The following is a 14,085-nucleotide window of genomic DNA, read 5'->3' as shown; positions in this document are numbered from 1 at the left end:
CTCAGGCCCCCGAGGTGGTGCGGGCGGCGAGCGCGAAGCCCTCGGTGACCAGCCGCAGGCGCGGCCGGGTGCTGAAGAACCTGGCGACGGCCTCGGCCGCGGCGAGCTCGACGTCGGGCTCCAGGCCCCGGCGCACGACCATCCGCAGGCTGGTCTCGCCGGTCTCCGGGAGGTCGTCGCGCACGACGAGACCGTGGGGCAGGCCGCCGCTGCTCGGCAGCAGCGCGACGCCGATGCCGGCTCGGACCCCGGCGGTGACCCCCTCGAGCGTCGAGGACTGGGCGGTCACCTGGACCCGGTGGCCCTCGCCGTCGAGGGCGACCAGCGCCCGCTCGCGCAGACCGCACGGCTCCTCGAAGGCGACCAGCGGCCAGGGCTCACCGGCCTCGGGCGGCGTCCACGACGGGGCGGCGTACCACGTCAGGGGCAGGCGGGCGACCTCGTGACCGGCTCCGGCCGAGCCGGGGTCGAGCACGAAGGCGAGGTCGAGCGTGCCCTTGGCGACGGCGTCGGACAGCGCCGTCGACCGGCCGATCTCGAAACGGGTCGTCGCGCCCGGGAACGCCGTGCTCAGCACGCGCAGCATCTCCGGGAGCACCTGCTCCGCGGCGTGCTCGGTGCAGCCGACGACGATCGTGCGCGTCTGCTCGACCGTCAGCCGCTCCATCGCCTGGTCGTGCACGGCGAGGATCTGGCGCGCCTCGGCCAGCACGGCCTCGCCGTCGCGGGTGAAGCGCATGACGCGGCCGTCCTTCTCGAACAGCTTGCGCTTGAGCCCCCTCTCGAGCAGCCGGACGTGCTGACTGAGGGCAGGCTGGCTGATGTGGCGCACGGCGGCCGCCCGGCTGAACCCACCGCACTCGGCGATCGCGACCAGGGTCCGCAGGTGATCTATGTCGAGTGAGTTGGTCATGTTTGAAGACTACGCCTTCCGGAGCGACTTCCCGCCACCGGCCACGCCGTCGGACCGATCACGATCGGGCATGGGAAGCGATCGACGACTGCTCTTGGACGCGGTCGTCCGAGCGCTGCCAGCCTCGGAAGGGTGACCACCACCCTCCTCCCCCAGTCGATCCCCGCGGCCCCGGGCCCAGCAGCCGGAGACGCCCCCACGGCGTACGACGAGCCGGCGGGCGTCGCCGCCCGCGGCACGCTGATCGTGCTGACCGGCCGCGGCGAGAGCGCCGCCGCCTACGGCCGCTTCGGGCGCCGGATCTCGGCCGACGCCTACAAGGTGCGCGTCGTCGAGGTCGACCTCGACGACCTCGGCGCGACCCGCGACCGCGTCCACGAGCTGGTCGCCGACGCCACGCTCCCCGCGCCCCGCGTGCTCGTCGGCACCGACTCCGGCGCGACCTTCGCCGCGGCGCTGGCCGAGGGCGGGCAGCACGCGGTCGACGGCGTGGTGCTCGCCGGGCTGGCCCTGCCCGAGCAGGCCGCCGCCGCGGCTCCGGCCGCGGACTGGGACGCGGAGCTCGAGACCCGCTCGGCGTGTCCGGCCCACCGCCGGGTGCTGAGCGAGGACGAGGCGTTCGAGCGCGGCGCCCTGCAGCGCGACCTCCCGAGCGCCTGGGCGGGCTACGTCCCCGGCCCGTCGGGGCTGCCCACGCTCGTGGTGCACGGCTCCGAGGACCCGCTGAGCCCCGTCGACGTCGCCCTGGCGCCGTTCACGGGCGCTCCGGCCACCCAGACCTGGGTCGTCGAGGGCGGGCGCCACGACGTGCTCAACGACGTGACGCACCGCTCGGTGGCGGCGACCGTCGTGCTCTTCCTCGAGCGCCTCAAGCTCGGCGCCGACCTGCCCGTGATCGTGCGGCCCGGGGCCTGACCGTGACCGAGCCCGCGTCGGACCAGGCGATCGTCGCCCTCCTGCGTGCCCGGGTGCCCGGGGTCAGCACCGACCCCGCGGCGCTCGCGGCGCACGCCACCGACCGCTCGGGCGCGGGAGCGCCCGGGCGGCCGGTGGCCCTCGTGCGAGCCACCTCGGTCGCCGACGTGCAGGAGACGATGCGGCTGGCCCACGCCCACCGCGTGCCCGTCGTGCCCCGCGGCGCCGGCAGCGGGGTGGCGGGCGGCGCACTCGCGACCGAGGGCGCCATCGTGCTCGACCTGAGCGCGATGGACCGGATCCTCTCGCTCGACCCGCTCGACGAGGTCGCCGTCGTCGAGCCCGGCGTCGTCACCGCCGGCCTCGACGCCGCCGCCCGCGAGCACGGGCTGATGTACGCCCCCGACCCGGCCAGCGGGGCGTTCTCGACGCTCGGCGGCAACATCGCCACCAACGCCGGTGGCATGCGCTGCGTCAAGTACGGCGTCACGCGGGAGGCCGTGCTCGGCCTCGACGTCGTGCTCGCCGACGGGCGGCTGCTGCGCACCGGTCGGCGCACCGTCAAGGGTGTCGCCGGTCTCGACCTGACCTCGCTCTTCGTCGGCTCCGAGGGCACCCTCGGGGTCGTCGTCGGTGCGGCCCTGCGGCTGCGACCCCGACCGCAGACGACCCTCACGGTCGCGGCCGGCTTCGCCGACGTCGAGGACGCGGCCGCGGCCTGCTCGGCCGTGGCGCGCGAGCGCCTGCAGCCGAGCCTGCTCGAGCTGCTCGACCGGGCGACCCTCGAGGTCGTCGACCGCGCCCAGGGCACCGACCTCGCCTCGCGCGGCGGTGCCCTCGTCATCGCCCAGGCCGACGGGACCGGCGCCCACGAGGAGGTCGAGGCGCTCCTCGCCGTGCTCGGCAAGGAGGCGACCTGGTCCGAGCTCGCCCTCGACGAGGCCCACGCGGCCGAGCTGCTCACCGCCCGCCGTCTGGCCCTGCCGTCGATCGAGACGTTCGGGCGCGCGCTGATCGAGGACATCTGCGTCCCGCGGTCACGACTCGCGGAGGCGTTCCGCGGCGTCGAGGCGATCGCCGCGCGCACCGGGGTCGCCATCTGCTCCTTCGCCCACGCCGGCGACGGCAACCTGCACCCGATCGTCTCCTTCGACGCCGGCCTCGCCGAGGTCCCCGCACCCGTGCTCGAGGCCGCCGACGCGATCTTCGCGCTGGCCCTCGAGCTCGGCGGCACCGTCACCGGCGAGCACGGCATCGGGTTGCTGAAGCGCGACTGGCTGGCCCGTGAGGTCGGCCCCGAGAGCCTCGCCGTGCAGGCCGACCTCAAGCGCGCCCTCGACCCCCACCTCGTCCTCAACCCCGGGAAGGCCCTGTGATGGCACAGACCATGGGCACCGACCTCCTGCCCGAGCTCGACCTCCAGGTCCAGACGGCGTTCCGCGCCGCGATGGGTCACGTCGCGGGACCGGTCTCGGTCGTGACCACGCTGGCGGCCGGCACCCCGGCCGGCACCACCGTGTCGGCGTTCGTGTCGCTGTCGATGGAACCGCCCATGCTGCTGGTCTCGCTGATGCGCGGCTCGCACCTGCTCTCGCTGCTCTCCGTCGGCACGGCGTTCGGCGTCAACGTGCTGGGTGCCCACCAGGCCGACCTGGCGACGCAGTTCACCGGCCGCCACGACCAGCGCTTCGCCGGCGTCGAGTGGCACCTGTGCGACGGGGCGCCCCGGCTCAGCGGCAGCCACGCCTGGGTCGGGCTGCGCGTGGCGCGGCTCGTGCCGGCCGGTGACCACGTGCTGGTGCTCGGCGACGTGGTGAGCGCCGACGCCGACGGGGAGGCGCCGCTCACCTACCACCGCCGCTCCTTCGGCACCCACCTCGACGCCGGTCCGGAGCACTGAGATGCGCGTCCGTGTCCTCGAGACCCCCGAACTGGGCAACCGCAGCTACGTCGTCGACGACGGTGAGGTCAGTGTCGTAGTGGACCCGCAGCGCGACCTCGACCGCCTCGAGCCGCTGCTCGAGCACGACGTGTCGCACGTGCTCGAGACCCACCTGCACAACGACTACGTCTCCGGCGGCCGCGAGCTCGCCCGGCGCACCGGGGCGGCGTACGCCGTCAACGCGGCCGACGACGTCACCTTCGAGCGGCTGCCCCTGCACGACGGCGAGACGCTGCGCGCCGGCAGTCTGGCCGTGTCGGTCCTCGCGACGCCCGGGCACACCCCGACCCACCTGTCCTACGTCGTGCGCGACCTCGCCGATCCGCTCGCTCCCCCGGCCGTCTTCAGCGGCGGCTCGCTGCTCTACGGCACCGTCGGGCGGACCGACCTGGTCGACCCGGCACTGACTCGCGAGCTCGCGGCCGCCCAGCACGCGTCCGCCCACCGGCTCGGCGCGCTGCCCGGCGACGCGACGCTGCACCCGACCCACGGCTTCGGCTCCTTCTGCGCCGGGGGCGGCGGCACCGGCGCGTCCGCCTCGACGATCGCGGACGAGTGGCGTCACAACACCGCCCTCACCACGGTCAACGCCTCGGTCTTCGTCGACGAGCTCGTGGCCGGCTTCACCGCCCACCCCTCCTACTACGCCCACATGGCGGGACTCAACGCGCTCGCCGAGCCCGGCGTCGACCTCGACGCGCCCCTGTCGCCGGCCTCGCCCGCCCAGGTGAGCGCCCTGCTCGCCGCCGGCGCCAGCGTCGTCGACCTCCGACCGCCCGCCGACTTCGCCGCCGACCACCTCTCCGGCACGGTGAGCGTCGCGCTCGGCGCCCAGTTCGCGACGTACGTCGGCTGGGTGACGCCGTGGGGCCGCCCCCTGCTGGTGCTCGGCGCCCACCGCGACGACCTGGCCGAGGCGCGGCGCCAGCTGACCCGGATCGGGGTCGACGACGTGACCACCGCCTGGGGCCCGGTGCCCGAGCTCGCCGGTGACGACGACGCGCGGAGCAGCTACCGCCGCGCCGACTTCGCCCAGCTCGCGGCCGAGCGCGGCCCCGACGACGTCGTCCTCGACGTGCGTCGCGCCGACGAGCACGCCGCCGCCCGCGTCCGCGGCGCCGTCAACGTGCCGGTGCACGAGGTCGAGCAGCGCCACCACGAGCTCCCCACCGGCGCCCGGGTCTGGGTGCACTGCGCCGCGGGCTTCCGCGCCGGCATCGCCGCAAGCCTGCTCGAGCGCGAGGGCTTCGACGTCGTCCACGTCGACGACCCGTTCGACTGCGCCGTCGAGCTCGGCCTCACGGACGGATAGTCCGCGACGTCCCGTACACACCTCCCCCCCGCCGCCCCGCCCGCTTGTAACGCGGGGTTGGAGGCCCTCCCGACCCGTCGCAACGGGTCGGAACAGTCACCAACTCCGCGTTACAGCTGGGTGGCGGACCTCCGAGGGAGGAGGGGCGGGGGCTCGTGGGCCCGCACGGGCGGCAGGACGCCGTCGTAGCGCTCGACCCGCACGAGCACGTGGGCACCGCTGGTGGCCTGGGTCAGGCTCGAGGTCGGCTCGTCGGGGGTGAGCACGTTGACGTTGCCGTGCACGCAGGTGGCGATCTCGGGTGCGGACGGGTCCCACCACGCCCCGGTGTGCATCTGTGCGACGCCGGGCAGCAGGGCGTCGCTCACCACGACGCCGGCGAGCAGCGAGCCCGTCGGGCTGGTGACGCGTACGACGTCACCGGTGGCGAGCCCGCGTGCTGCGGCGTCGTCGGGGTGGAGGCGGATCGGCTCGCGCCCGGCGACCTTGGTGGACCCGCTGGCCTCCCCCATGTCGAGCTGGCTGTGCAGCCGGTGGCTGGGCTGGTTGCAGAGCAGGTGCAGGTCCCACTCCGCGGCGTCCGGCGAGCCCCACCACCGCCGCGGCTCACGCCACTCCGCGTGCGGGGCGAGATCGGGCAGCGCGGCGGCCTCGATCGACGACGACCAGAGCTCGATGCGCCCGCTCGCCGTGTCCAGCGGGTGCGCCTCCGGGTCGGCGCGGAACGCCGTGAACACCGGGTCGTCGTACGCCGGGGCGACGAGGTCGAGTCCCCCGTCGCGCCAGAACTCCGCGAACGCCGGGGCGCCCGGCGGGGCTGCTCCCGCCGCACGCCACTCCTCGTAGATCCGCTCCAACCACGCCGACGAGGAGAGCCCGTCGTCGTGGCTGACCCCGAGCCGCTCGGCGAGCCGGCCGAAGATCCACAGCTCCTCGCGCGCGTCGGCGTACGGCGCCGAGACGCGCCGCGAGGCGCGCAGCCGGCGGTCGGCGTTGCCGGCGACGAGGTCGTCGCGCTCGAGGCTCGAGGCGACCGGCAGCACGACGTCGGCGTGCTTGGCGGTGGGCGTCCAGTGGGTCTCGTGGACGACGAGGGTGTCGAGCCGGGCGAAGGCGCCGCGCAGCCGCACCAGGTCCTGGTGGTGGTGGAACGGGTTGCCGCCGGCCCACCAGGCCAGCCGCACGTCGGGCAGCCGCAGGGTCGAGCCATCGAAGGCCAGCTCCCCGCCGGGCGAGAGCAGCAGGTCGGCGATCCGCGCACACGGGATCAGGTCGGGCACCGGGTTGGCGCCCTGGCGGAACGTCGGCAGCGGCGCGCTGACCCGGCCGGAGCCGTAGTCGCCCATCGACCCCAGCCCGTGCGCGAACCCACCGCCGGGCAGCCCCACCTGACCCAGGAACGCCGCGAGCGTGAGCGCGGCGAAGACCGGCTGCTCGCCGCGCTCGCCGCGCTGCAGGGCGTAGACGACGTTGATCAGCGTGCGGCCGGCCGCCATCTCGTGGGCGAGGCGGCGGATCCGCTCGGCCGGGGTGCGCGAGACGCCCTCGGCCCACTCGGGCGTCTTGGCGACACCGTCGCTCTCGCCGAGCACGTAGGCGCGCACCCGGTCGGCCCCCACGGTCCAGCGCGCGAGGAACTCCTCGTCGGCCAGGCCGTCGACGACGAGGACGTGCACCAGCGCGAGCATGACGGCGGTGTCGGTGCCGGGCATGACGCCGACCCACTCTGCGGCCAGGTCGGCCATCGCGTCGTCGCGCTGCGCCGATAGCGAGACCACCCGCGTGCTGCCCGCGGCCCCGCCGGCGAGGGCGCCGTTCTCGTGGCGCGACTGACCGCCCGGGACGACCCAGCCGTTCGACCGGCGTACGCCGCCGAAGGTCACCAACAGGTCGGTGTGCTCGGCGATCTGCGCCCACGACACCGGCCGGGTGCGCACGTCGGCCGCGGCGGCCGCCCCGACGAGGTGCGGCAGCAGCACCTGGCTGGCGCCGCGGCTGTAGTCCGCGACAGAGCGGACGTAGCCGCCGGTCAGGTTGAGGAAGCGGTGCACCTGGCTCTGGGCGTGGTGGAGGCGCCCCGCGCTCCCCCAGCCGTAGGAGCCGCCGAACACGGCGTCGTCGCCGTGCTCGCGGCGCACCCGCGCGAGCTCGGTCGCGACGAGGTCGAGCGCCTCGTCCCAGCCCACCTCGACGTACTCCGAGCCGGGCGCCCCCCGCCCCTCGTCGGGCCCGGGTCCGTGCTCCAGCCACGCGCGTCGTACGGCGGGGCGCGCGACGCGCGAAGGGTGGCGGTGGGCGGCCGCGACGTTGCCGGTGGCGGGCGAGAGCTCGTCCCCCTCGTGCGGCCGGACGCCGACAACCTCACCGTCGTCGGAGACCTCGGCGAGGTAGGAGCCCCAGTGCGCACTGGTCTCGACGAGCCGTCGGCGCTGCGTATTCACGACCGTCGAACCTAGCCCGCTGCGACCCGCCCGCGAGGGTCCCGAGCCGTCCGCGGCGATCAGACAAGGCGATGGGAACGCATCGACGTCTGCTCTTGGACCCGGCCCCTCGGACCCGTCTACAGTCGGGCCGACCGCAATCCGTACAAAGTCGGTCGACATACTCAGCGAGACGCGGACCCCGATCGCACGCGTCCACACCTAGGAGCACGCCGCATGAGCCACACCCGACCACGCCGCCTCTGGCGCTCCGTCGCCGCACTGACCGCCGCGCTCGCCCTCAGCGCCGGTTGCGCGAGCTCCGGCCAGGGCGGCGCCGCGCAGGGCAACGGGCAGAAGCAGGAGGGCGGCGACGTCACCTTCCTCATCGACTCCCTCGGCGACACCTGGATCCCCAACAACAGCGCCATCTCGAGCTTCCAGGGCCACATCTGGGGCCACGTGACCGACAAGCTCGTCTACGTCGACGAGAACGGCGAGGTCAGCCCCTGGGTCGCGGAGAGCTGGGAGCAGAACGACGACGCGACGCAGTTCACACTGCACCTGCGCGACGGCGTGACCTTCTCCGACGGCTCCCCGGTCGACGCCGACGCGGTCGTCGCCAACCTCGACATCTGGGCCAAGGGCCGTCCCGACGACGGGATCAACCCGATCGGCCTGTTCCCCAAGACCTACCAGAGCGCCACGGCCGTCGATCCGCTGACTGTGCAGGTGAGCTTCAACGCGCCGACGCTCGGCTTCATCCCGACGCTGGGCTACCACGGCTCCATCCTCATCTCCCCGGAGACCCTGGCGCTGCCGGCCGAGGAGCAGGCCGACCTGAGCAACGACATCGGCAGCGGCCCGTTCACCGTCGCCTCGTGGAAGGAGGGCGACAGCGTCGTCCTCGAGAAGCGCGACGACTACGACTGGGGCCCCGAGGCCCTCGACCACGACGGTCCGGCCACCCTCGACACGCTCACCTACAAGCTCGTCGCCGAGCCGTCCGTGCGCACGGCGGCCGTGCAGTCCGGGCAGGCGCAGGTGGCCTACAACCCGTCCCCGCAGGAGCTCGGCCCCTTCAAGGAGCAGGGCTTCACCGTGGCCGCGCCGCGCTACCTCGGCTTCGTCAACGGCTTCGCGCTCAACACCCAGGTGGCGCCGTTCAACGACGTCAAGGTGCGCCAGGCGGTCCAGCACGGCATCGACCGTGACCAGATCCTCTCGACGGTCTACACCGACGACTGGCTGCCGGCGGAGTCGTTCATCCAGAGCAACGTGCCGGGCGCGACCGACCACAGCGCCGACTTCGCCTTCGACCCGGACAAGGCCGCGGTCCTGCTCGACGAGGCCGGCTGGAAGGCCGGCGCTGACGGCAAGCGCAGCAAGGACGGCACGCCGCTCTCGCTGACGCTCTACCCCAACCCCTACCTCGCGACCTCCAAGTCGGTCGACGAGCTCGTCGCCCAGCAGCTCGGCGACCTCGGGTTCACCGTCGACATCCAGGCCTACGACGTCGTGACCTACGGCGAGAAGGTCGCGATCGGCAACCCGTCGGTCCCGGCGTACGAGGTCACCCGCAGCTTCATCGACGCCGGCACCGTCGCCGGCGTGCTCACCGACGCCAACAACGGGGAGGACTGGTTCAACCTCGGGCAGAGCGACCCGGAGCTGACCCAGCTCGGCAGTGAGGTGGCGAGCTCGGTCTCGACCGACGAGCGGGCGCCGGTGCTCGACGAGCTCCAGGGCTACGTGCTGCAGCAGGGCTACTTCGTGCCCCTGACCCAGATCGTGCAGCGCCTCTACCTGCAGTCGCCGAAGCTCAAGGGCGTCACCTACAACGGCGTCGCCTACGCGAACTTCTACACCGCCTACCTGGAGGGCTGAGCCGTCATGGGAGTCACCCGGCAGCCGCGGCGCGCACCGCGTCCCTACCTCACCTACGCCGTCCAGCGCGTCGTGCAGGCGGTGGTGGTGGTCCTGCTCGCCTACTGCTTCACCTTCCTGGTGATCAGCGTGCTGCCGGGTGACCCCGTCACCGCCACCCTCCGCAACCCGCAGAACAACTTCACCGAGGAGGAGGTGCAGCGCATCGTCGCCTACTACGGGCTCGACCGGCCCGTCTGGGTGCAGCTCTGGGAAGCGCTGTCGCGCTTCGTCCAGGGCGACCTCGGGGTCTCGCTGCGCAGCAACCTCCCGGTCAGCACGCTCATCGGCGACGTGCTCGGATCGACGGTCGTCCTCGCGGTCAGCGCCCTGGTCGTCGCCCTGGCGCTCGCCTTCGGCATCGCCTACGGCACGCGCAACGCCCCCGCTCCGGTCGCGAAGGCACTGCGGGCCTTCCCCTCGCTCTTCCTGTCGGTGCCGAACTTCGTCATCGGCCTGCTGCTGATCAACGTCTTCGCCTTCAACCTCGGGCTGTTCCAGGTCATCGACTCCGAGGGGCCGGCCGCGACCTTCTTCGCCGCGATCGCCCTCGGGATCCCGGTCTCGGCGCAGGTCGCCGAGGTCCTGATCGCCAACCTCGACCACGAGGCGCGCCAGGACTACGCCGGGTTCGCCACCTCGCGGGGACTCAGCCGCTCCCGGCTCTTCTGGCGCCACCTGCTCAAGCCGTCGTCGCTGCCCGTGGTCACCGTCATCGCGCTGACCGTCGGGGAGCTCCTGGGGGGAGCCCTCATCACCGAGACGATCTTCGGTCGCACCGGCATCGGCAGCCTCGTCCAGCGCTCGGTGACGACCCAGGACCTCCCGGTGCTGCAGGCCGTCGTCGTCCTCGCCGCCGTCGTCTTCGTCGTCGTCAACCTCGTCGTCGACCTCGTCTACCCGCTGCTCGACCCGCGGGTGGACCTGCGCGGCGCGGCTCGTGCACCGCGCACCGCTGCCGAGCAGCCCCTCGAGACCACGCAGGGAGCCTCTGCATGACCACCATCACCACCGAGCCCGCGGGCTCGACCGGCTCCGCCGGACCCTCCGGGGGCTGGGTCCCGTCGGCCCTGCGCCGGCGCGGCTCGCGCCGCCGGGCGCCGTACGGCGTGCTGCTGTCGTTCGGCGTGCTGCTGCTCGTCCTCGCCTGGTCCCTGGCCCCGGGTCTCTTCACCCGTCAGGACCCGGCCCACGGCGTGCCGGCCGACGCCTTCCAGGGCCCGAGCACGGCGCACTGGTTCGGCACCGACCACCTCGGGCGCGACGAGTTCGCCCGCGTGGTCCACGGCTCGGCCTCCTCGGTGACGAGCGCGCTCGTCGCCGTGGCCATCGGCGTCCTCGTCGGCGGCCTGATCGGGCTGCTCGCCGGCTTCCTGGGTGGCTGGGTCGACGTCACGCTCGCCCGCGTCGTCGACGTGCTCCTGGCCATCCCGAGCTTCCTGCTCGCGGTCGTCGTCGTCAGCGCACTGGGCTTCGAGACCATCAACGCTGCGATCGCCACCGGTGTGTCCGCCGTGGCCGTCTTCGCCCGGGTGATGCGCTCGGAGGTCCTCAAGACCCGGCGCGCGGTCTTCGTCGAGGCCTCGCTGCTGCTCGGCGGCTCACGCTGGCACGTCCTGCTTCGCCACGTCCTGCCCAACGCCTCCCGGTCGGTGCTCAACCTGGCCGTCCTGCAGTTCGGCCTGTCGATCCTGGTGATCGCCGGCCTCGCGTTCCTCGGGTACGGCGACCCGCCGCCCGCCTCCGACTGGGGCCTGCTGGTCTCCAGCGGCAAGGACTACCCCCTCGCCCCCTGGCTGGTCTACGCGCCTGCCCTCGTCACGATCGCCACCGTCCTCTCTGCGAACAGGATCAGCCGATGGCTCCGCAACGCCGACTGAGCACCCCGACCTCCGACTCCCCCGCCGTCCAGCCGCTGCTGCGGGTGCGCGACCTCTCCGTCTCCTACGGCGGGCACCAGGTCGTCGACCGCGTGTCCTTCGACCTGCCGCGCGGGCACAGCCTCGCCCTCATCGGCGAGTCCGGCTCGGGCAAGTCGACGATCGCCCGCTCGGTGCTGCGCCTGCTCCCCGCCGGGGTCGGGCGAGCCACGGGAACGGTCGAGCTGCAGGGACAGGACGTGCTCGCCCTGCCCGAGCGGCACTTCCGCCCCCTGCGCGGACGCACCATCGGCTTCGTCCCGCAGGACCCGTCCAGCTCGCTCAACCCCGTGCGCACCATCGGCTCGCAGGCGCGCGAGGCCTCCGCCCTGCTGCGCGACGAGGCCGGGCACGAGCTCGACGGGGCCGCCCAGCGTCAGGCCGTCGTCGACGTGCTCGCCCGGGTCGGCCTCGACGACCCCGAGCGCGTGCTCGCGTCGTACCCCCACCAGCTCTCGGGCGGCATGCTCCAGCGGGTGCTGATCGGCCTCGCGGTCCTGCCCCAGCCCGCGCTGATCGTCGCGGACGAGCCCACCTCGGCCCTCGACGTGACGATCCAGAAGCGCATCCTCGACCTGCTGTCCGAGCTGCGGGACTCGCTCGACATCAGCATGCTGCTCATCACGCACGACCTCGCGATCGCGGCCGAGCGGGCCGACTCCGTCGTCGTCCTCAAGGGCGGGACCGTGCAGGAGTCGGGTCCCACGTCGCAGGTCTCGACAGCACCGACGTCGGCCTACGCCCAGCGGCTGCACGACGACGTGCCGGCCCTCAACCCCGACCGCTACGCCGACCTGCGCGCCGTCGGGGAGGCACGCCGCGCGGACCCGGCCAGCGCGCCCAAGATCGAGGTGCGTGGCGTGACGAAGCGGTTCTCGGTGCACGGGCAGGAGCTCACCGCCGTCGACGACCTGTCCTTCGCGGTGCCTGCGGGCACCACCCACGCGATCGTGGGCGAGTCGGGGTCGGGCAAGACGACCACGATCCGCCTGCTGCTCGGCCTCGAGACCCCCGACTCCGGTGAGATCGTCGTCGCGGGCGAGCGCGTCGACGGCCGCTCCCACGCCGAGCTCCGCTCGGTGCGCCGCCACCTGCAGTTCGTCTACCAGAACCCCTTCACCTCCCTCGACCCGACGTGGAAGGTCGAGCGGCTGGTGCGCGAGCCGCTCGACCGGTTCCGGGTGGGCGACAAGGCCGGGCGCCGCGAGGCCGTGCGGGAGGCGCTCGACGCCGTCGGCCTCGACCACGCCCTGCTCGCCCGGCGCCCCGACGCGCTCTCCGGCGGGCAGCGGCAGCGGGTGGCCATCGCCCGCGCGCTGGTGCTCAGGCCCGACGTGATCGTCCTGGACGAGCCGACCTCGGCGCTCGACGTGAGCGTGCAGGCCGACATCGTGCAGGTGCTGCTGCGCCTGCAGGCCGAGTTGGGTCTGACCTACGTCTTCGTCTCCCACGACCTCGCCCTGGTGCGGCAGCTCGCGCACACCGTCAGCGTCGTGCGCCGCGGGCGGGTCGTCGAGGACGGCACGGTAGAGCGGATCTTCGACGCGCCGCGCGAGGACTACACGCGCACGCTGCTCGCCTCGATCCCCGACGCCGGCGCGGCCCGCCGACCCGCGCTGGCCGAGCAGGCGTCGTGACCACCGCCGCCCTCGCCCCACCCGAGACCGGTCGTCGCCTCGTACGCCGGATCGGCTTCAACACCCGCGTGTCGTTCAGCGACGCCGCCGGGCCCGCCGCCGGTCTCCGGGACGGGGTGTCGCTGTTCCGGGCGGCCGAGGAGCTCGGCTACGACTCGGGGTGGGTCTACCAGCGCCACTTCGACCACTACCTCTCCTCGCCCCTGCCGTTCCTCTCCGCCGTCGGCCAGCACACCTCCTCCATCTCGCTGGGCACCGCGGTGCTGCCGATGCGCTACCAGGAGCCCGTGCTCCTGGCCGAAGCCGCCGGGGTCACCGACCTCCTCGTGGGCGGGCGCCTGCAGCTGACGCTGTCGGCCAGCGGCACGGCGTCGTTCGACTCCGTCTTCGGCGCGGTCGACGCCGACGCACGGGAGGAGGCGCAGCACCGGCTGCGCCGCTTCCTCGCCGCGGTCGAGGGCGAACCCCTGCACGTCGTCGACGGTGAGGGCCAGGGAGCTCCCGTCGGCACCGCCCTGCGCGTCACGCCGCACAGTCCGGGACTCCGCTCCCGGGTGCGCCAGGGGGTCGGCAGCGTCGGCTCCGCGGTGCACGCCGCCGAGCTCGGTCTCGCGGTGATGCTCGGCACGGTACTCCACGGGCTCGACCACGGGGAGTCCTTCCCGGAGCACCAGGCCCGGGTGATCGCGGCCTACCGCCACCGGTGGGCCGAGGTGCAGGCGGGCGACCCGCCCCCGGTCGTGGTCGCCGCGTCGGTCCTGCCGGGCACGTCGGCGGACCTGCGCGAGCGCTACGCGGCGTACGACCACCAGCGGCGCACCGAGGGCATGGCGGCCTCCCGGCCGGCTGGAGCCCTCACACCGGTGGTCTCGGCCGACCTGCCCGCCGGGATGCGGATCAGCCCCGTCCACCACGGGACGCCGGACCAGGTCGTCGCGTCGGTCCTGGCCGACCCCGGCCTGGCCGCGACCGACGAGCTGGTGCTGTTCCTGCCCCCGGCGTTCGGTCTGCGCGACAACACCCGTCTGCTCGCCGACCTCGCTCGCGAGGTCGCGCCGGCGCTGGGGTGGGTGCCGCGCCCGGGCTGAGACAACCACGGGA

Annotated in this window: 11 protein-coding genes; 9 read left to right on the top strand and 2 right to left on the bottom strand. The window is 74.0% G+C overall.

The genetic code is table 11. From position 1 onward, the window contains the following. Position 1: 1 nt before the first annotated feature. Complete coding sequence (locus GRQ65_RS15260; protein WP_160878837.1) at positions 2 to 913, bottom strand: LysR family transcriptional regulator; 912 nt, start codon at positions 911 to 913, stop codon at positions 2 to 4. Positions 914 to 1,045: 132 nt separating this feature from the next. Here GRQ65_RS15260 and GRQ65_RS15255 point away from each other — a divergent pair, with 132 nt between their 5' ends. The 4 genes from GRQ65_RS15255 to GRQ65_RS15240 are packed head-to-tail and all read left to right on the top strand — an operon-like array spanning position 1,046 to position 5,082. Beyond that, entirely contained in the window at positions 1,046 to 1,828 is a 783-nt protein-coding gene (locus GRQ65_RS15255; protein WP_202388158.1) for an alpha/beta hydrolase, read from the top strand. A 2-nt stretch (positions 1,829 to 1,830) separates the two neighbouring features. After that, positions 1,831 to 3,204, top strand: coding sequence for an FAD-binding oxidoreductase (locus tag GRQ65_RS15250; protein WP_337191761.1), 1,374 nt, complete (start codon positions 1,831 to 1,833; stop codon positions 3,202 to 3,204). Next, positions 3,204 to 3,728 carry a flavin reductase family protein gene (locus GRQ65_RS15245; protein WP_202388157.1) on the top strand — a complete coding sequence of 175 codons (525 nt, stop codon included), beginning with the start codon at positions 3,204 to 3,206 and terminating at the stop codon, positions 3,726 to 3,728. The genes GRQ65_RS15250 and GRQ65_RS15245 overlap by 1 nt, the downstream gene beginning before the upstream one ends. Position 3,729: 1 nt before the next feature. Continuing rightward, entirely contained in the window at positions 3,730 to 5,082 is a 1,353-nt protein-coding gene (locus GRQ65_RS15240) for an MBL fold metallo-hydrolase (RefSeq protein WP_160878836.1), read from the top strand. 110 nt (positions 5,083 to 5,192) lie between these two features. Here the strand turns inward: GRQ65_RS15240 and GRQ65_RS15235 are convergent, their stop codons facing one another. Beyond that, on the bottom strand, positions 5,193 to 7,523 hold the full coding sequence (locus tag GRQ65_RS15235) for a molybdopterin-dependent oxidoreductase (protein ID WP_337191760.1): 2,331 nt from the start codon (positions 7,521 to 7,523) through the stop codon (positions 5,193 to 5,195). A 216-nt stretch (positions 7,524 to 7,739) separates the two neighbouring features. Here GRQ65_RS15235 and GRQ65_RS15230 point away from each other — a divergent pair, with 216 nt between their 5' ends. The 5 genes from GRQ65_RS15230 to GRQ65_RS15210 are packed head-to-tail and all read left to right on the top strand — an operon-like array spanning position 7,740 to position 14,072. Beyond that, positions 7,740 to 9,389 carry an ABC transporter substrate-binding protein gene (locus tag GRQ65_RS15230; protein WP_160878834.1) on the top strand — a complete coding sequence of 550 codons (1,650 nt, stop codon included), beginning with the start codon at positions 7,740 to 7,742 and terminating at the stop codon, positions 9,387 to 9,389. 6 nt (positions 9,390 to 9,395) lie between these two features. Continuing rightward, a complete protein-coding gene (locus tag GRQ65_RS15225; protein WP_160878833.1) occupies positions 9,396 to 10,427 on the top strand; it encodes an ABC transporter permease in 1,032 nt (343 codons plus the stop codon). Beyond that, positions 10,424 to 11,308 (top strand): ABC transporter permease, encoded by an 885-nt coding sequence (locus GRQ65_RS15220; protein WP_160878832.1) that lies wholly within the window; start codon positions 10,424 to 10,426, stop codon positions 11,306 to 11,308. Before GRQ65_RS15225 ends, GRQ65_RS15220 begins: the two co-directional genes overlap by 4 nt. After that, complete coding sequence (locus GRQ65_RS15215; RefSeq protein WP_160878831.1) at positions 11,287 to 12,984, top strand: dipeptide ABC transporter ATP-binding protein; 1,698 nt, start codon at positions 11,287 to 11,289, stop codon at positions 12,982 to 12,984. Before GRQ65_RS15220 ends, GRQ65_RS15215 begins: the two co-directional genes overlap by 22 nt. After that, positions 12,981 to 14,072: an LLM class flavin-dependent oxidoreductase gene (locus GRQ65_RS15210; RefSeq protein ID WP_160878830.1), complete on the top strand. Its 1,092-nt coding sequence runs from the start codon at positions 12,981 to 12,983 to the stop codon at positions 14,070 to 14,072. Before GRQ65_RS15215 ends, GRQ65_RS15210 begins: the two co-directional genes overlap by 4 nt. Positions 14,073 to 14,085 lie beyond the last annotated feature (13 nt).

The sequence above is a fragment of the Nocardioides flavescens genome, assembly GCF_009823805.1.
Taxonomy (GTDB): domain Bacteria; phylum Actinomycetota; class Actinomycetes; order Propionibacteriales; family Nocardioidaceae; genus Nocardioides; species Nocardioides flavescens.
The sequence above is the reverse complement of the archived record's forward strand: the minus strand, read 5'-3'. Positions and strand labels throughout refer to the sequence as shown.